Annotated in this window: 14 protein-coding genes; 13 read left to right on the top strand and 1 reads right to left on the bottom strand. The window is 74.0% G+C overall.

The features are described 5' to 3' along the window. Window positions 1-85 precede the first annotated feature (85 nt). A complete protein-coding gene (locus tag ACIQUR_RS26515) occupies window positions 86-367 on the top strand; it encodes an HU family DNA-binding protein (protein ID WP_030875040.1) in 282 nt (93 codons plus the stop codon). 114 nt (window positions 368-481) lie between these two features. On the opposite strand, the gene murA is transcribed toward ACIQUR_RS26515, so the two are convergent. Then, window positions 482-1822, bottom strand: a complete 1341-nt coding sequence (gene murA / locus ACIQUR_RS26510) for a UDP-N-acetylglucosamine 1-carboxyvinyltransferase (RefSeq protein ID WP_403668968.1) — start codon at window positions 1820-1822, stop codon at window positions 482-484. Between the two features lie 273 nt (window positions 1823-2095). On the opposite strand from murA, the gene ACIQUR_RS26505 reads away from it, so the two are divergent. From ACIQUR_RS26505 to ACIQUR_RS26450, 12 genes are all read left to right on the top strand, one after another. Then, window positions 2096-2656 (top strand): YqgE/AlgH family protein, encoded by a 561-nt coding sequence (locus ACIQUR_RS26505; protein WP_403668965.1) that lies wholly within the window; start codon window positions 2096-2098, stop codon window positions 2654-2656. 204 nt (window positions 2657-2860) lie between these two features. Then, window positions 2861-3148 carry a DUF3039 domain-containing protein gene (locus ACIQUR_RS26500; RefSeq protein ID WP_403668962.1) on the top strand — a complete coding sequence of 96 codons (288 nt, stop codon included), beginning with the start codon at window positions 2861-2863 and terminating at the stop codon, window positions 3146-3148. Window positions 3149-3332: 184 nt separating this feature from the next. After that, window positions 3333-4964 (top strand): beta-N-acetylhexosaminidase, encoded by a 1632-nt coding sequence (locus tag ACIQUR_RS26495; RefSeq protein ID WP_403668959.1) that lies wholly within the window; start codon window positions 3333-3335, stop codon window positions 4962-4964. Window positions 4965-5324: 360 nt separating this feature from the next. After that, complete coding sequence (locus tag ACIQUR_RS26490; protein ID WP_403668956.1) at window positions 5325-6203, top strand: FAD binding domain-containing protein; 879 nt, start codon at window positions 5325-5327, stop codon at window positions 6201-6203. Then, window positions 6200-9262 carry a 2Fe-2S iron-sulfur cluster-binding protein gene (locus ACIQUR_RS26485; RefSeq protein ID WP_403668953.1) on the top strand — a complete coding sequence of 1021 codons (3063 nt, stop codon included), beginning with the start codon at window positions 6200-6202 and terminating at the stop codon, window positions 9260-9262. The genes ACIQUR_RS26490 and ACIQUR_RS26485 overlap by 4 nt, the downstream gene beginning before the upstream one ends. After that, complete coding sequence (locus ACIQUR_RS26480; RefSeq protein WP_403668950.1) at window positions 9259-11571, top strand: xanthine dehydrogenase family protein molybdopterin-binding subunit; 2313 nt, start codon at window positions 9259-9261, stop codon at window positions 11569-11571. The genes ACIQUR_RS26485 and ACIQUR_RS26480 overlap by 4 nt, the downstream gene beginning before the upstream one ends. Before the next feature lie 159 nt (window positions 11572-11730). Next, window positions 11731-12267: a hypothetical protein gene (locus ACIQUR_RS26475; RefSeq protein ID WP_403668947.1), complete on the top strand. Its 537-nt coding sequence runs from the start codon at window positions 11731-11733 to the stop codon at window positions 12265-12267. Continuing rightward, window positions 12267-13715, top strand: a complete 1449-nt coding sequence (locus tag ACIQUR_RS26470) for a hypothetical protein (RefSeq protein WP_403668944.1) — start codon at window positions 12267-12269, stop codon at window positions 13713-13715. The genes ACIQUR_RS26475 and ACIQUR_RS26470 overlap by 1 nt, the downstream gene beginning before the upstream one ends. Before the next feature lie 26 nt (window positions 13716-13741). Next, window positions 13742-14902, top strand: coding sequence for a type VII secretion-associated serine protease mycosin (mycP, locus tag ACIQUR_RS26465; RefSeq protein ID WP_403668941.1), 1161 nt, complete (start codon window positions 13742-13744; stop codon window positions 14900-14902). 18 nt (window positions 14903-14920) lie between these two features. Beyond that, window positions 14921-15304 (top strand): hypothetical protein, encoded by a 384-nt coding sequence (locus tag ACIQUR_RS26460; RefSeq protein ID WP_403668938.1) that lies wholly within the window; start codon window positions 14921-14923, stop codon window positions 15302-15304. Between the two features lie 9 nt (window positions 15305-15313). Beyond that, window positions 15314-17674, top strand: a complete 2361-nt coding sequence (locus ACIQUR_RS26455; protein WP_403668935.1) for a hypothetical protein — start codon at window positions 15314-15316, stop codon at window positions 17672-17674. 8 nt (window positions 17675-17682) lie between these two features. After that, on the top strand, window positions 17683-18414 hold the full coding sequence (locus tag ACIQUR_RS26450; RefSeq protein ID WP_403668933.1) for a hypothetical protein: 732 nt from the start codon (window positions 17683-17685) through the stop codon (window positions 18412-18414). Window positions 18415-18485: the final 71 nt, after the last annotated feature.

Genomic DNA, 18485 nt, shown 5'->3' with positions numbered 1-18485 from the left:
CCCGGGTCCGGGGACTGTCCTAGGGCCCTGGCAGCATCGGCTTCGATCTCACGCCTCAAAGGCAAGTTGAACACGGGAGTACAACATGAACCGCAGTGAGCTGGTGGCCGCTCTGTCCGAGCGTGCCGAGGTGACCCGCAAGGACGCCGACGCCGTTCTGGCCGCCCTCGCCGAGACCATCGGCGAGGTCGTCGCCAAGGGCGACGAGAAGGTCACCATCCCCGGCTTCCTGACCTTCGAGCGCACCCACCGTGCCGCTCGCACCGCGCGCAACCCGCAGACCGGCGACCCCATCCAGATCCCGGCCGGCTACAGCGTGAAGGTCTCCGCGGGCTCCAAGCTCAAGGAAGCCGCCAAGGGCAAGTAAGTCCTGGTCGGCCTCCGGCCGGGCGTGGTACGCCGTGAGGCGTCCTCATACGCAGAAGGGCGGCCACCCCCTCGGGGTGGCCGCCCTTTGGCGTTCCTGCGCGCTCCTGGAGCGTCAGACGAGCGCGCCGTTCGGCAGCTCGACCTTGGCGCCGAGCTCCACGAGCTTCTCCATGAAGTTCTCGTAGCCGCGGTTGATCAGGTCGATGCCGTGGACGCGCGAGGTGCCCTCGGCCGCCAGGGCCGCGATCAGGTACGAGAAGCCGCCGCGCAGGTCGGGGATGACCAGGTCGGCGCCCTGCAGCTTGGTCGGGCCGGAGACGACCGCCGAGTGCAGGAAGTTGCGCTGGCCGAAGCGGCAGGCCGAGCCGCCCAGGCACTCGCGGTACAGCTGGATGTGGGCGCCCATCTGGTTCAGCGCGGAGGTGAACCCCAGACGGGACTCGTACACCGTCTCGTGGACGATGGAGAGGCCGGCGGCCTGCGTCAGGGCCACCACCAGCGGCTGCTGCCAGTCGGTCTGGAAGCCGGGGTGCACGTCCGTCTCCAGGGCGATCGCGTTCAGCGGGCCGCCCGGGTGCCAGAAGCGGATGCCGTGGTCGTCGATCTCGAAGGCGCCGCCGACCTTCCGGTACGTGTTCAGGAAGGTCATCATCGAGCGCTGCTGGGCGCCGCGCACGTAGATGTTGCCGCCGGTCGCCAGCGCCGCGGACGCCCAGGAGGCCGCCTCCAGGCGGTCCGGGAGCGCCTTGTGGTTGTAGCCGCGCAGCTTCTCGACACCGGTGATCCGGATGGTCCGGTCGGTGTCCATGGAGATGATCGCGCCCATCTTCTGCAGGACGCAGATCAGGTCCTCGATCTCGGGCTCCACGGCGGCGTTCGACAGCTCGGTGACGCCCTCGGCGAGCACGGCCGTCAGCAGCACCTGCTCGGTCGAGCCGACCGAGGGGTACGGCAGGCGGATCTTGCAGCCGCGCAGCCGCTGCGGCGCCTCCAGGTACTGGCCGTCCTCGCGCTTCTCGATGGTCGCGCCGAACTGGCGCAGCACGTCGAAGTGGAAGTCGATCGGCCGGCCGCCGATGTCGCAGCCGCCGAGGCCCGGGATGAAGGCGTGGCCGAGGCGGTGCAGCAGCGGGCCGCAGAAGAGGATCGGGATGCGCGAGGAGCCCGCGTGCGCGTCGATGTCCGCGACGTTCGCGCTCTCGACGTGGGTGGGGTCGAGGACCAGCTCGCCCGGCTCGTCGCCCGGGCGGACCGTCACGCCGTGCAGCTGGAGCAGGCCGCGGACCACGCGGACGTCGCGGATGTCCGGGACGTTGCGCAGACGGCTGGGTTCGCTGCCGAGCAGAGCGGCGACCATGGCCTTCGGCACGAGGTTCTTCGCGCCGCGGACCCGGATCTCGCCCTCGAGCGGGGTGCCGCCGTGGACAACAAGGACATCGTCTGTGCCGGTCATGAATCTCGCGTTCCGAGAGAGGTGGGCAGGGGGCCAGAGAAAAGGGTAAGGGGCAGACTCCCCCGATCCGCATGCCCGACGGGCCCTCGGGAATGTCATGGATTCGCCACAGCACCCTCCGTGCCCGCCGCATGGCGGAGGGTTGTGTTCCGCATGCTGTTCCGCGTCCGCCCCGCGACGCGCGCCCCGTGCTGCCGCGATGCGCCCGAAGTGCGGTGCGTCCGATCCGTCGCCCGCTCCCCCTTCAGGGCGAATATGCGGGATCATGTCCGCATGACCGAGGTGTCCTCGCTCACAGGGCGGCTGCTCGTCGCCACTCCCGCACTGGCGGACCCGAACTTCGACCGCGCGGTGGTGCTCCTCCTCGACCACGACGAGGAGGGCTCGCTCGGCGTGGTCCTGAACCGGCCCACCCCCGTCGGCGTCCGTGACGTCCTGCTGCCCTGGGCGGGCCTGGCCGGGGAACCGGGCGTGGTCTTCCAGGGGGGTCCCGTCTCGCTCGACTCCGCGCTCGGGATCGCCGTCATACCGGGGGACGAGGGCCCGCTGGGCTGGCGCCGGGTGTACGGGGCGATCGGCCTGGTCGACCTGGAGGCTCCGCCCGAGCTGCTGGCCAGCGCCCTCGGGTCCCTGCGGATCTTCGCCGGCTACGCGGGCTGGGGTCCGGGCCAGCTGGAGGCCGAGCTGATCGAGGGCGCCTGGTACGTCGTGGAGTCCGAGCCCGGCGACGTGTCCTCGCCCGACCCGGAACGGCTCTGGCGGTCGGTGCTGCGCAGGCAGCGCAGCGAACTGGCGATGGTCGCCACCTATCCGGACGACCCGTCCCTGAACTGAGGCGGCGCCGGTCCCGGCGCCTGCGGCCGTGGCGCCTGCGGTCGCGGCGCCCGTGGCCCCGGCGCCCGCGGTCGCAGGCGGGGCGGGCCGCGGTCGTGGGCGGGGCGGGCCGCGGTCGTGGGCGGGGCGGGCCGCCGTCGCCCGGGCCGTGCTCCCGCCCGGGCGTGCTCCTCGCGCCGCCGCGCGGCCCAGTACCCTAGCGGCATGAGCACTCTTGAGCCCGAGCGCGGGACTGGCACGGGGACCCTCGTAGAGCCGACGCCGCAGGTTTCCCACGGCGACGGCGACCACGAGCGCTTCGCCCACTACGTCCAGAAGGACAAGATCATGGCGAGCGCCCTCGACGGTACCCCCGTCGTGGCGCTCTGCGGCAAGGTCTGGGTGCCGGGCCGCGACCCGAAGAAGTACCCCGTCTGCCCCATGTGCAAGGAGATCTACGACTCCATGGGCGCCGGCGGCGGCGACAAGGGCAAGGGCGGCAAGGACAAGTAGGTCCTGCCGCGGTCCGGAAGGCCCCCGGGGTGAGCGTGCCGCGCCTCCCGGGGGCCTTCCGCATGCCGGTAGGGTCCCCCGCGTAAGCACTCCGTGAAACAGCCGTTGCGCAGGGTGCAACGGCATGCGGGTACCTCCCGGCGTCGGACCGGGGGCGACCGCCCCGACCGCGAAGGGCCGACGCATGGACCTCATCCCGGCACCCGTCCGCTGCCACGTCGACGACGGCGCCCCCGGGCACACGCTCGACGCGACCACCACCCTCACCGCCGGTCCCGGCGCGGAGGCGACGGCCCGCTGGCTCCGGGGTGAACTCGGTGCGGCCACCGGGTTCCCCCTCCCGCCCGACAGCGGCCGCTCCGGGATCCGGCTGCTGACCGACGACCGGGTCCGCGCCGAACTGGGCGAGGAGGGCTACCGGCTCACCGTGGACGCGGGTGGCACCGCCGTCGTCGGCGGCGGCCCCGCGGGCGTGTTCTGGGGCGCCCAGACGCTGCGTCAGCTGCTCGGCCCGGAGGCCTTCCGCCGCGCCCCGCTGCCCGGCCGTGTCTGGCGGCTGCCGCACGCGCGCATCGAGGACCGGCCGCGCTTCGGCTGGCGGGGCATGATGCTCGACGTCGCCCGCCACTTCCTGCCCAAGGACGCCGTCCTGCGGTACGTGGACCTGCTCGCCGCCCACAAGCTGAACGTGCTGCACCTGCACCTGACGGACGACCAGGGCTGGCGCGTCGAGATCCTCCGCCACCCCCGCCTCACCGAGGTCGGCGCCTGGCGCCCCCGCAGCCGCCGGGGCCACCGCGCCTCGCCGCTGTGGGACGACACCCCGCACGGCGGCTTCTACACCCAGGACGACGTCCGCGAGATCGTGGCCTACGCCGCCGCCCGGCACGTCCGGGTGGTCCCCGAGATCGACGTACCCGGCCACTCGCAGGCCGCGATCGCCGCGTACCCCTGGCTCGGCAACGCCGACGCGGCCGACACCGCGGCCCTCGGCGTGTGGGACGACTGGGGCGTCAGCGAGAACGTCCTGGCCCCCACGGACGAGGTGCTGCGCTTCTACGAGGGCGTGTTCGAGGAACTGCTCGGCCTCTTCCCCGCCGAGACCTCGCCGTTCGTGCACGTCGGCGGCGACGAGTGCCCCAAGGAGCAGTGGCGCCGCTCGCCCGCCGCCCAGGCGCGGATCCGCGAACTCGGCCTGGCCGACGAGGAGGAGCTCCAGTCCTGGTTCATCCGGCACTTCGACCGCTGGCTCGCCGACCGCGGCCGACGCCTCATCGGCTGGGACGAGATCCTGGAGGGCGGCCTCGCGGACGGCGCGGCGGTCTCCTCCTGGCGCGGCTACGCGGGCGGCATCGCGGCCGCCGCTGCCGGGCACGACGTGGTGATGTGCCCCGAGCAGCAGGTCTACCTGGACCACCGTCAGGACGGCGGCCCGCACGAGCCGGTGCCCATCGGCTACGTGCGGACGCTGGAGGACGTGTACCGCTTCGAGCCGGTGCCGCCGGAGCTCGACGCGGCCGCCGCCGCGCACGTGCTGGGCGCCCAGGCCAACGTGTGGACCGAGGTGATGGAGGACCAGAGCCGGGTCGACTACCAGGTCTTCCCGCGGCTGGTCGCCTTCGCCGAGGTCGTGTGGTCGGAGCTGCCGGGGCCCGCGGAGCGCGACTGGGCCGGCTTCCGCGACCGGATGACCGGGCACTTCCGGCGTCTTGACGCCCTGGGCGTCGACTACCGGCCGCCCGGCGGCCCGTCGCCGTGGCAGCGGCGCCCGGGAGTGCTGGGACGCCCGATCGAGGGGCCGCCCCCGAACGTGTGAGGGGGCGGCCGGGGTGACCGGCGTGCGCGGCGGGCGCGGGGGCGGCGCGCGCCCGCCGCCGGACGCGGGGGGCGCCTCCGGGTGGCGGGGGGGTGCGCGGAGCCCGGTCCGCTGCGAGGTGCGCGGAGCCCGGTCCGCGGCGGGTGCGGGGGCGCGTACGGGCGGACCGGGGGCAATCGGAAGTCTGTGCCCAAGCAGTGGCAAATCGGACGAACTGCCTGGTCGGGGGTGAACAGTTACCGGCGGACCCTCGCGTCGACCGGCTTGGAAGATGTGCCAGAGTTGCCACGTCCCGGCAGTGAAGACGTACCGTACGGCGGACAGCTGTGAGCGCCGGGACATCGGGAAGGGGCAGCTGGGTTGACCACGCACGCACCGCAGACGGCGCAGTCCGTGACGCTGCCGTCCTCGCTCGACGAGGCCGTGGCGGCGCTCGCCGCCATGCCCGCCGCCGTGCCCGTCGCCGGGGGCACCGACCTGATGGCCGCGGTCAACTCCGGACTGCTCCGGCCCGCCGGCCTGGTCGGCCTCGGCCGCATCAGCGAGATCCGCGGCTGGCAGTACCAGGACGGCCACGCCCTCCTCGGCGCCTGCCTGACGCACGCCCGCATGGGCCGCCCCGACTTCGCCGCGCTGATCCCGGCCCTGGCCGCCGCCGCGCGCGCCGCCGGCCCGCCGCAGATCCGCAACGCCGGCACCCTCGGCGGCAACATCGCCACGGCCGCGCCCACCGGCGACACCCTGCCGGTGCTGGCCGCGCTGGAGGCCGAGCTGGTGATCGCCGGGCCCGGTGGCGCCCAGCGCGAGATCCCGGTCTCCCACCTGCTCGCGGGCCGCGAGATGCTGCACCCCGGCGAGCTGATCGGCTTCGTCCGCGTGCCGCTGCTGCACGCCCCGCAGGTGTTCCTGAAGGCCACCGGCCGGACCGGCCCCGGGCGCGCGGTCGCCTCGGTGGGCCTGGTGCTCGACCCGGCGCGGCGCGGGGTGCGCTGCGCGATCGGCGCCGTGGCCCCGATGCCGCTGCGGCCGCTGGAGGCCGAGCGCTGGGTGGCCTCGCTGATCGACTGGGACAACGGGCGCGCGCTGGCCCCGGAGGCGCTGGAGGCCTTCGGCGAGTACGTCGCCATGGCCTGCGTACCGGACCAGTCGCCGGAGCCCGCCTCGCCGGCGGTGCTGCAACTGCGTCGGACGGTGGCCGTACTGGCCCGGAGGGCACTGGGGAGGGCGCTGGCCTCATGAGTGGGAACGAGAACGTGACGGGGCCCGCGCAGGGCTCCTGGGGCTGGCAGCCGGTGCCGCACGGCGGTGACTACGACGCGGACGCCACGGCCTTCGTGAAGCTGCCGGACGAGATGCTGGGCGGCGCGGGCACGGGCGAGCCGCTGGAGGCTCCCGGGCACGGGTACGTGCCGCCGGTCATCGTCACCTCGGGCGCCGGTACGGATCCGGCCGCCACGGGGACCTGGTCGATCCCGGTCGACTGGCAGGGCGACGCCGGTACGGGTGGTGTCGCGGTGACCGGTGGCGGTGCGGGTGCCGGTGGTGGCGCGGGCACGGCCGGTGCGGACCGGGCCGGTTCGGATGCGGCCGGTGCGTGGGGCGCGGGCGGCGCGGAGCCGTCGGGCGCCTGGAACGCGGTGCCGTCCGCGGAGTGGCCCGAAGCGGGCGCGGGTGCCGCCAGTGCCATGGGTGCCGGGCAGGCGGACGCGGGTTCCGCGGGTGCCGGTGCCTGGGGCGCGGTGCCGGCCGGCGACTGGCCCGAGGCGGGCGGGCTCGCGCACGGCGACACCGCCGAGTGGCGGTTCCCCGACGCCGACGGAACCTCCGGCGGGGCCGCGCTGACCGGCCAGTGGTCCATCCCGGTGGCCCAGGGCGACCTGCCCGAGGAATCGGGGGAGTACACGCGTTCCACGCTGGCCCCCGAGTGGGCGCACCAGGCTCCGGCGACCCTGCCGGGCGGTGCCGCCGCACCCTGGGCGGAGCAGCTGCAGCAGTGGCCGGTGCCGTCCGCCGAGGCGGTCGCCGAAGCCGCCGCCGAGCACACCGAGGGCTCGGGCACCGCCTTCGACGGGGTGCGGGGCTACGTGGCTCCCCCCGCCGACTACACGGGCACCGCGGTTCGGGTGCCCTACGCGGGCGCCGACGACTCCGACGCGGGTGCGGCGGCCGGTGCGGCCGACGTGTACGCCGGGGACACGGGGCTCGGGGCCGAGGCGTACGCCGGGGCCGAGGGACACGGGGCCGACGGGCACGGTGGTGCCGGGCACGGGGCCGACGCGTTCGGGACGGACGGGCGCGGTGTGGCCGCGGGCCACGGCGGGGCCGGGCACGGCGTCGCCGGCGCGGGCCACGGGGTGGCCGCCGACGACGCGGGCCGTGCGGTCGCCGCCGGGCCGCGGGTGGCCTCGTGGGGCACCGACGCCACCGGGCAGGCGCCCGGCGGGCACCCGGAGGCCGCCGTCGCCGCCGATCTGCTGACCGGTCTGGAGGCCCAGCGCGACCACCCGGCGGGTGCCGGGGCGCCGGGAACCGGGCCCGCTGCCACCGCCGGGTTCCCCGATGCGGCCGGGCCGGCGGGTGCCGGTACCGCGCGGCAGAGCGCGGAGCCGGCCGAGCTGCGGGAGGCCGCGCTCGCCCACACCGCGGCGGGTGCCGCCGCACCCGGCCTCCCCGAGGGCTTCGAGGCCGCCGGGCTCCCGGAGGGCTTCGAGGCCGCCGCGGCGCCCGACGCCCCGGGCGCCGGGGACCACGACCCGGCGGGCAGGGAGCGCGCCGCCTTCACCGCTGCCGGTACGCCCGGCCCGTCGGCCGGCGCCTCCGGCCCCGACGGCACTGGCCGGGGCGACGCAGCCCACGACGACGCCGCGTACGGCACGCAGGCCCACGGGGACCAGGACCCCGCGGGCGGGGAGCGCGCCGCCTTCACCGCTGCCGGTACGCCCGGCCCGTCGGCCGGCGCCTCCGGCCCCGACGGCTCCGCCCACGGCGACGCCGCGTACGGCACCCCGGCCCAGGGCGCGGACGCGTACCGGCTCCCCGCCGAGGGCGTCGTCCCGCACGGCACGCCCGCCCAGGGCACCCCCGTACCCGGCGCCCCCGCGTACGGCACGCCGACGACGTACGGACTGCCCGGCCACGACGTCCCGGCCCAGGGCACCCCGCCGCACGGCACCCCCCTCCACCCCGGCGCGGCCGACGGCTTCCCGGGCGCCGACGTGGACGCCGTACGCGGCTCCGCCGGTCCGGAGGCCGAGGCGCGCGGCGGCCACCCCGCCCCGCAGCCCACCGCCGAACTCCCCGCGACCGCCCCGCGCGGCTCCCGCGCGCTGCGCCGCGGGCTCGGCACCGGCGCCCCCGCGGCCGCGCGGGCCGCGGCGGCCGCTCCGGCGGGCGACGAGCCCGTCCAGCACTCCGCGGCCCCGGACGACGAGGCCCGCGTACCGGGCGCACGCGACGGCGCCCAGCAGTCCGAGGCCCCCGGGCCCGAGGACACGGGTGCCCCCGCGGCGGCCGGCCCGGCCACCGGGGCGGCCGTGCCGTCCCCGGAAGCCGCGGACGCCCCCGAGACCGCGGACGGCGCGGACCCCGGGCCGGCCCCGGAATCCGACGCGGCCCGGGACACCGCCGAAGCCGGAGCCGGCAGCCCGGAGCCCCGTGCCGAGGCCCCCGCCGCGACCCCGGCCGCCCACCCCGAGGGGGCGGGCCCCGCCGACGCCCACCACGAGCACCCGCACGCCTCGTACGTGCTGCGCGTCAACGGCGCCGACCGGCCCGTCACCGGCGCCTGGATCGGCGAGTCCCTGCTCTACGTGCTCCGCGAGCGCCTCGGCCTGGCCGGCGCCAAGGACGGCTGCTCCCAGGGCGAGTGCGGCGCCTGCGCCGTTCAGGTCGACGGCCGCCTGGTCGCCTCCTGCCTGGTGCCCGCCGCCACCGCCGCCGGCAGCGAGGTCCGCACCGTCGAGGGCCTGGCCCAGAACGGCCGGCTCTCGGACGTGCAGCAGGCGCTGTGCCGGTCCGGAGCCGTCCAGTGCGGCTTCTGCGTCCCCGGCATGGCCATGACCATCCACGACCTGCTGGAGGGCAACCACGCCCCCAGCGAGCTGGAGACCCGGCAGGCGCTCTGCGGCAACCTCTGCCGCTGCTCCGGCTACCAGGGCGTGCTCCGGGCGGTACGCGAGGTCGTCGCCGAACGCGAGGAGGCGGCCGCCGCCCAGTCGGAACCCGCGCCCGAGGCCCGCATCCCGCACCAGGCGCCCCCCGGCGCCGGCGGCATCCACCACGACGGAGGCATGGCGTGACCAACGACGCGGCCACGGGGACCGCCGAAGCCACCGCCGCGGAGCAGCCCGCCCTGGGCCTCGGCGCCTCGGTGGCCTCTGCCGACACGCGTGCCAAGACCGAGGGCACCTTCCCGTACGCGGCCGACCTCTGGGCCGAGGGCCTGCTGTGGGCCGCCGTGCTGCGCTCCCCGCACGCGCACGCCCGCATCCTGTCCGTCGACACGTCCGCCGCCCGCGAGATGCCCGGCGTCCGCGCCGTCGTCACGCACACCGACGTGCCCGGCGCGACCACCCACGGCCGCCGCATCTCCGACCGGCCCGTCTTCGCCCACGACGTCGTGCGCCACCACGGCGAGCCCATCGCCGCCGTCGCCGCCGACCACCCCGACACCGCCCGCCTGGCCGCCGCCGCGATCACCGTCGAGTACGAGCTGCTCGAACCGGTCACCGACCCCGAGCAGGCCTTCGGCGCCGAGCCCCTGCACCCCGACGGCAACCTGATCCGCCACATCCCGCTCCGCTACGGCGACCCGGACGCCACCGGCGAGATCGTGGTCGAGGGCCTGTACCGGATCGGCCGTCAGGACCCCGCGCCCATCGGCGTCGAGGCCGGACTCGCCGTACCGCGCCCCGACGGCGGCGTCGAGATCTACACCGCCTCCACCGACCCGCACACCGACCGCGACCTCGCCGCCGCCTGCCTCGGCCTCGAACCCGACCGGGTCAAGGTCGTCGTCACCGGCGTGCCCGGCGCCACCGGCGACCGCGAGGACGGCGGCTTCCAGCTGCCCCTCGCCCTGCTCGCCCTGCGCACCGGCTGCCCGGTCAAGCTCGCGGCCACCCGCGAGGAGTCCTTCCTCGGCCACGCCCACCGCCACCCCACCCTGCTGCGCTACCGCCACCACGCCGACGCCGAGGGCCGCCTGGTCAAGGTCGAGGCGCAGATCCTGATGGACGCGGGCGCGTACGCCGACGCCTCGTCGGAGTCCCTGGCCGCGGCCGTGGCCTTCGCCTGCGGCCCGTACGTCGTCCCGCACGCCTTCGTCGAGGGCTGGGCCGTACGCACCAACAACCCGCCCTCCGGCCACGTGCGCGGCGAGGGCGCGATGCAGGTGTGCGCGGCGTACGAGGGCCAGATGGACAAGCTCGCCGCCAAGCTGGGCCTGGACCCGGCCGAGCTGCGCATGCGCAACGTGATGGCCACCGGCGACCTGCTGCCCACCGGCCAGACCGTCACCTGCCCGGCGCCGGTCGCGGAACTGCTGCGCGCGGTGCGCGACTTCGAACTGCCCGGCCTGCCGAAGGACGCGCCCGAGGACGAGTGGCTGCTGCCCGGCGGTCCCGAGGGCGCGGGCGAACCCGGCGCCGTACGCCGCGGGGTCGGCTACGCCCTCGGCATGGTCCACATGCTCGGCGCCGAGGGCACCGACGAGGTGTCCACCGCCACGGTCAAGGTCCACGACGGCACCGCCACGGTCATCTGCGCCGCGGTCGAGACCGGCCAGGGCTTCACCACGCTGGCCCGCCAGATCGTCCAGGAGGTCCTGGGCATCGAGCACGTGGCCGTGGCGCCGGCCGACACCGACCAGCCCCCCGCCGGACCGGCCACGCACGGCCGGCACACCTGGGTGTCGGGCGGCGCGGTGGAGCGGGCCGCGAAGATGGTCCGTACCCAGCTGCTCCAGCCGATGGCGCACAAGCTGGGCATGTCGACCGAGCTGCTCCAGATCCAGGACGGCAGGATCACCTCGTACGACGGCGCGTTCACCACCACCGTCACCGAGGCCATGGCGGGCAAGGAGCTCTGGGCGACCGCCCAGTGCCGCCCGCACCCCACCGAGCCGCTCGACGAGTCGGGGCAGGGCGACGCCTTCGTCGGGCTCGCCTTCTGCGCGATCCGCGCGGTCGTGGACGTCGACATCGAGCTGGGCGCGGTCCGGGTGGTCGAGCTCGCCGTGGCCCAGGACGTCGGCCGGGTCCTCAACCCCCGCCAGCTCGCCGCCCGCATCGAGGCCGGCGTCACCCAGGGGCTGGGCGCGGCGCTCACCGAGAACCTGCGCACCGGCGGCGGCCTGGTCCGCCACCCGGACCTGACGGGCTACGCCCTGCCGACCGCCCTGGACGCCCCGGACATCCGCATCGTCAAGCTGGTCGAGGAGCGGGACGTGGTCGCGCCCTTCGGCGCGAAGGCGGCGAGCGCGGTGCCCGTGGTGACCTCCCCGGCGGCGGTCGCGTCGGCGGTACGGGCGGCCACCGGCCGGCCGGTCAACCGCCTCCCGATCCGCCCCCAGGCGGCGGTGGTCCAGCCCGCGGCGGCGAACGGCTGAGACCAACTGGAGCCCGTGTGACGTGCATTGCACCTCCATTGCACGTGCAACCCGGAGTTTGGTCTGTCAGTCCTGCTCGCTAGAGTGATCTCCCGTCCGCGTGCGAACGGATGCGAACGGGGCCGGGGCACACGCGGGTGACACACGGGGAGGGCCAACGTGGCGGTGGACGACGGAGCGGGCTCCTTCGGCCTGCTCGCGGGCGGGGTCTTGGCGGGCGGTCTCGCGGGCGCGGTGGCCGCGCAGGCGAAGGCCATGTCCGTCGAGGTCGAGTCGATGCAGAAGTTCAAGACGCGCGTCGACGAGCTGCTGACCAAGCTGGAGGGCTCCCAGGCGGCACCCAAGGCGTTCGCCGACGGCACGCTCCCGTCGGGCGACCTGGGCAAGGGCTTCCACGAGGCCGACGGGCTGTACGGCGCGTACAACACCGTCCACGGCGAGCTGACCAACCTCTCGAAGGCGCTGGCCGGGCAGATAGAGGCGCTGAGCATCGCGGTCGAGGGCTCCCGCGTGGGCTACGAGAACGTCGACGAGGACATCAAGCAGCGCATGCGCCGCCTGCACGCGGATGCGGAGAAGCGGTACGACCGGAAGCGCGACCCGGAGGCCGACGAGCGGGAGGGCGGGCACGCCCAGGACCCGGCCGGGGGCCCGCACACGGGCGACGCCGGCGGGTCGAGGGAGGGTTCCTTCTGATGGCGACGAACTTCGAAAGCCACACCCACCAGGAGCTGCTCGCCATGCTCGCCTCGGCGGACGCGGCGACCGCCAAGAGCCTGGGCACGCAGCTGACCGAGGCCGCCAAGACCATCAAGGAGATCGCCGAGGACCTCAAGGCCCATGCCCCGAAGGTGGCGTGGGAGGGCAAGGGCGGCGACTCGTTCCGCGAGTGGGTCAACGCCACGGCCAACGCGACGCTCCGGCTGAGCGAGTACAGCGCCACGGGCGGCACCTGGATGACCAACGCGGCCCAGACGATCGTCGAGGTCAAGGCCAACATGCCCGAGCGCGACACGTCCGCGGCGGCCAACCTGGCGGCGGCCAAGGACGCCCCGAACGACCCGGACTCGGACCAGATCGCCCGCGAGGCCCGCGCGAAGCTGAACGGCGACCACGCGACGGCGGTCCAGCAGATGACGAAGCTGGCGCAGTCGTACGAGGCGTCGTCGCTGGCCATGAACAGGGCGGAACCGCCTACGTTTCCGCCGCCGCCGGACCGTTTCGTACCGGACGGCGGCTACGCGTCGGTTGAGGAGATCCAGCGCCCCGGCGGCGCCTACGCGGGAGGCTCCGGAGGAGGCACGGGTGGCTCGGGCCACAACCCTCCGCACTCGGACGATGGTGGGAACGACACCACTCGGCCGCCGGTGCGGGAGTCCCCTACCCCGTCTCCGCAGCCGAACACCCCGACTCCCGTGACGCCGGACGCCCGTACCCCGGTGATCCCGGATCGCGACAACGATCCGCGACTCGACAGCGTGGCGCCGCCGATCGAGCGGAAGGCTCCGCCGGTCACGACGCTGCCGCCCGTGGTCAATCCGCCCAACGGCGGGGGTCCGCTGCCGAACGTGCCCCCGCCTCCGCCGTTGGTGCTGCCGCCGAACGGCGTCAAGCCGGGTGGCGGCGGCCCCGGCCTCCCGCCCGGCGGGGGAATCCGGCAGACCCCGCCGCCGGTCATGGGCGGCGGCCCCGGCGGCCCCGGTGGCCGATTCGGTGGCCCGGGGCTGACCCCCGGACCCAGGGACTCGGGCATCGTGGGCGGCCGTCAGGTGCCGGTCAGCAGGACGCCGTCCGCCGGAATCCCGCGGGGCACGGTCATCGGTGAGACGGCCGGCGGCCAGACCGGGCGTTCCCCGGGAGGCTTCATGGGCGGTGCCGGCGGCCACGCCGGTGGCCAGGGTGCCTCGCCGGTCGGGCGGCGGCTCGCCAGTGAGCCCGGAGGCGTCTACGGGCGCCAGCAGGCGGCCGGTTCGGCCAGTGGCCGTCCGTTCACCCAGGGCGGCTCCGGTCTCGTGCGAGGGCAGTCCAACGGGCAACCGGAGGAGCGCGAGGAGCGTAGGGGCCACCGCCCCGACTACCTTGCCGAGGACGAAGAGACCTGGCAGTCGGGCAACCGCCGCGTTGTCCCGCCGGTGATCGACTGAGCGAACGGAACTTGCACGAAATGCGTATGCGTGGAGCTACGTCAGCCCTGCTGGGTCTGCTGCTGGCCGGAGTCGCCGCGACTCCGGCCCAGGCCGAAACCGTGCGCTCGATGCAGTGGCATCTCGACGCCATGAAGGCAGACGAGATGTGGAAGACCAGCACCGGCGAGGGGATCACCGTCGCGGTGATCGACAGCGGGGTGAGCCCGGTGCCCGAGCTCGCAGGGCGGGTCCTCGACGGCAAGGACCTCCTCAAGGTCAAGGGCGACGAGCACACGGACGTCCGCAATCACGGCACGACGATGGCCGCCCTGATCGCGGGGACCGGCGAACGCGGCAACAGCGGTTCGTACGGACTTGCTCCCGGCGCCAAGATCCTTCCCGTACGGGTGGGGGAGGGCGGCGGGGGAGACGCCCACCACGGGGACCTGGCCGCGGGCATCCGCTATGCGGCCGACGCGAACGCCAGGGTCATCAACGTCTCGATGGGCGGCCCCGGTGACACCGCCGATCTCCGAGAAGCCGTGAAGTACGCCCTGGAGAAGGGCTCGCTGATCTTCGCTTCGGTCGGCAACTCCGGGGACTCCGACAACCTTCCCAAGTTCCCCGCCGCCACCCCGGGTGTGGTGGGTGTCGGCGCCATCGACCGGCAGGCGAAGGCCGTGAAGGTGTCACAGCACGGCCCTCAGGTGGACCTGGCCGCACCCGGTGGAGACGTGATCGGCGGCTGCGCCACCAACTCGGGGCTCTGCACGGCAACCGGTACCAGTCCGGCCAGCGCACTGGCATCCGCCTCCGCCGCCCTCATCTGGTCCGCCCACCCCACCTGGACCAACAACCAGGTCCTCCGCGTCATGCTGAACACGGCCGGCAAGCCGAGCGACGGGAAGGAACGCAGCGACTACATCGGCTACGGCGTCGTCCGCCCCCGCGTCGCGCTGACCGACCCCGGCGACCCGGGCCCCGCGGACACGTACCCGCTCCCCGACCTCGCCGCTGCCGAGCCGAAGCCGCAGCCGGACCCCTCCAAGCCCGCCGCGCCGCAGGCCGACGGCCCGGCCGACGCCACCCCGATCGACGACGGCTCCGGAGGCGACGAGCCGTACATCGCCCTCGGAATCGGCGCGGCCGTGCTGCTCGGCGGGGCCGTGGCCGTGGTCGCCGTACGTTCCCGCCGCCGGACCTAGCAGGAAGCGAGACGCGACGTGTCCTTCGAGAAGGAATGGGCCTCCGCGCGTACCACCGCGGCCCGCCCCGCGAGCCCCACCGCCGACCTGAGCGTCGACCCGGACGCCCTCGGGGCGGTCGGCAGCGACGCGTACGACCTCTACCAGCGGCTCTCGCGGGACGGCGACCACGCCCGCCCGGCGACCTTCGACGCGTCGATCGCGCTCACGAACACGAACTTCCTGAGCGGTCCGGCCCTGCTGACCGTCCACGACCGCTGGAACACGCAGCTGCGCACGCTCCTCGACGCCTGTGCCAACGTCTCCAACCACCTGGACTACTCCGCGGCCTCGCACGCCAAGGAGGAGGCGGACATCACCGCCGCCCTGTCCGCATCCAAGATCAACGAGTACCTCAAGTAGGGCAACGACATGACCAGCGCGCTGACGTTCGCCGACATCTACACCCTCCAACTCGCCAAGCTGCACGACGCGGTGACCGACTGGGGCGCGATGGCCGGGAAGCTGGAGACCCTTTCCGGCGATGCGAGAAGCGGCATGCTGGCCAAGGCGAACGCGGCCGACTGGCGCGGGGTCAACGCCGACGTGACCAAGCCCTTCATCGGCAAGACCGCCAAGGAGTTCAGCGACGCCGCCGCGGCCGCCAAGGGCATCGGGACGATCCTCGGCCAGGGCTACGCGGCCTTCAAGCACGCCCAGGACCAGCTGAAGAAGATCGTCTCCACCGAGGCCCCCGCCCAGCAGCTCGTGGTCGACGTCGACTCGGGCAAGGTCAGGGCCGCCGACCCGCTGAGCAACCACCCCGAGGGCCGGCACGACCCCGACTACGACGACCTGGTCCGCAAGGAGGCCGCGGCCGTCAAGGCCCTCCAGCGGCGCATCGACGCGATCGTGGAGACCTGCGACGACGCCGACCAGTCCATGGCCCGCGCGCTGCGGGCGAACATCACCGACGACGCCCACGACTTCAGCCCGCCGAAGTACGACAGCCTGGACGCCGAGGAGGCGCAGCGCGCGGCCGACCTCGCGAAGAAGGGCCGCGAGCTCACGCACGAGGAGCTGGTCCAGCTCAACGAGCTGCTGAGGGACAACCACGGCGCGCCGGCCTTCTCGACGCACTTCTACGGGACGCTCGGGCCGCGCAAGGCCCTGGAGCTCTTCGGGCAGCTGTCGACGGACACGTACGACTACACCGAGGTGAACGGGCAGCGGCTGAAGGACGTGCAGGAGCTCCAGCGCAACCTCGGCCTCAACCTGGCCACGGCCACCGACCCGGACCACAAGCCGCACCTGCCGGCGTCGTTCGGGCAGGAACTGCGCAGGCTGGGCACCGAGCGGATCATGCTGCACGAGTACGACCGCAGCGGCGCCTTCGGCTACCAGCTGCTCAGCGGCATCATGCGGTACGGCGACTACGACGCCCGCTTCCTGAACCCCATCGCGGAACACGCGGCCCAACTGCACGCCGAGGACCCGTACCGGTGGGCGGACACGAAGCCGCTGGGCGGCTACCCGAAGAACATGTTCAACCCGTCCGGGCTGAACGGCGCCGGCTTCGACCCGATGACGGGCTTCCTGGAGGCGCTGGGGCACAGCCCGGATGCGGCGAAGGAGTTCTTCCGCCCGGAACGAGATCTTGTCGCCTACAACGAGGACGGCACCAAGAAGTCGGGCGCTCCCGATCTGGGCAAGGACGCCGACGGCAATCCCATCAAGGGCTACCTCGACTACTTCGGGAACGACAAGTACAAGACCTTCCCCGACATCGAGATCTTCGACCCGGAAGAGGCGAAGAAGGCCCTCACGTTCATGCCGGACGCCCTCGGCCACGCCCTCGAAGCAGCCACGCTCGGCCACGCCTGGGACGACCCGAACCCGAAGCTCCTCCGCGATGCTGGTTCGGCGCGGGTCATGGAACTCGTCGCGGCTAAGTACGGCGGGGACGCGGGTCTTCTCAAGGACCGGGAGATTCTGGCGGACAGCCTGGGCCGCATGACGGCTGGTTACATCGATGACGTCAACTGGGCTTTGCATGAGAACCAGGACGAGAGCGTCTTTGCTCCCCAGAACTCCAAGGGCGAACTGCACGCGAAGTTCGGCCGGGAGGGCGTGCGTGATCTGTTGAGCGCTTTGGGTCAGCATCCTGACGCCTACGCGTCGGTGTCGGCGGCGGATCGCATCTATTCGTCCAGCGTGCTGGAAACGGCCGTGCGTCCGGACGGAACCATCGACGAAGGGCGTGCCCGCGCGACGATCCGCACCACTGCCGAAGTGCAGGGAATGCTCGACGAGTCCCGCGCCGGGCAACTCCGGGGCGAGGCGGAGGAGGTCCACAAGGAGTACGAGCGGGCTCAGGCACAGCGCGCCGCCTGGATCGAGTTCGGCACGGGAGCCGCCGTCGCCGCAGGTGTCGCCTTCCTGCCGGCCACGGCCGCGGCGGCCGGAGCGGCGGCCATCCTCGTCCCCCTGGCAGTCGACACCGGCAGCGGGGCCATCGAGCAGGTGGCGGGGCAGGTGATCGGCGACTGGTCGGACGACGCGGTGGACAAGCACCAGGACGAGATCGACGAAGAGACGCACACCAGCACCAAGACGATGTTCCAGGCGGGTGAGCGCAGCGCCGAGGCGCCGATGGAGAGGTTCTTCGAGGCGCATAAGGTCGACCGGAATAGCAACTTCGGCAACGACCTGATCGAGTCCATGCGGGACGGCTACCAGACCGGAAACTCCCGTGCGGCCCAGCAGGGACACGAGGCGGAGACCGGCAAGTGAAACGGGACATGAGCACGCGCAACCGGAAGGCCCGGCTGGGCATAGCCCTGATGGCGCTGGTCGCGGCCGGGTGCGGCACGTCGGACGAGGGCGCCCCCGAACCTTCGCGGGCTCAGAGTTTCTCCGCGATGCAGGTGTGCGGCGGGTCGGTCGTGCTGCCTTCGTCAGCGAAAGCGCTGGAGCGGCTCACGGGCGCCACTTCGTTCGAGCCGGGGCAGGCGAAGCAGGAACTGGGGATCCCCGCCGCGGCGCAGGTCCTCGAGGACGCCTACAAGGCCGGCTACAAGGTCCGTGACATGCCAGGTGCGCACTGCGTGATTCGTGGTGAAGTGCCTTCAGCCGATCTCGACTACACCGTGAAGCTCGACTTCACGGCGTACAGCGAGAAGGCTGACCTCCCCGACTACGCCAAGGGCCGCCTCGACCATGGCAAGGGAACGCTGACATCGCTGTACGGGTCTCGTACCTCGATCTCCTTCGACTGCGTCAGCTCCCGTGTCGGTTCGACGGCAGCCATCCCACTCCGCGTCAACGGGCGGATCACGTCCGAGGACGGCACGACGAGCTCCGAACCACCCACCGCCGCCGAAGACCGCATGCTCATCCTCCACACCGCCTCCCTGAGCCTCGCCAAGGAACTCGGGTGCCGCAACAACGGCGGGCTGCCGGACGACGTGTCCGGGCTGCCCGAGCCGTTGCCGCCCCTGGACCGCGGGGCGTCCCCTTCGCCCTCCCGCTGACGCGAAAGGCAAACGGCACGGCGCCCGGAACCGCAGGGTCCGGGCGCCGTGCCGTGCCGCGCCGTGCGCCG

Origin of the sequence: Streptomyces sp. NPDC101132, from assembly GCF_044759225.1 — a bacterium.
In the GTDB taxonomy this organism is placed as follows: Bacteria; Actinomycetota; Actinomycetes; order Streptomycetales; family Streptomycetaceae; genus Streptomyces.
Note: the sequence above shows the minus strand (reverse complement) of the source record. Positions and strands in the feature narration are given on the sequence as shown.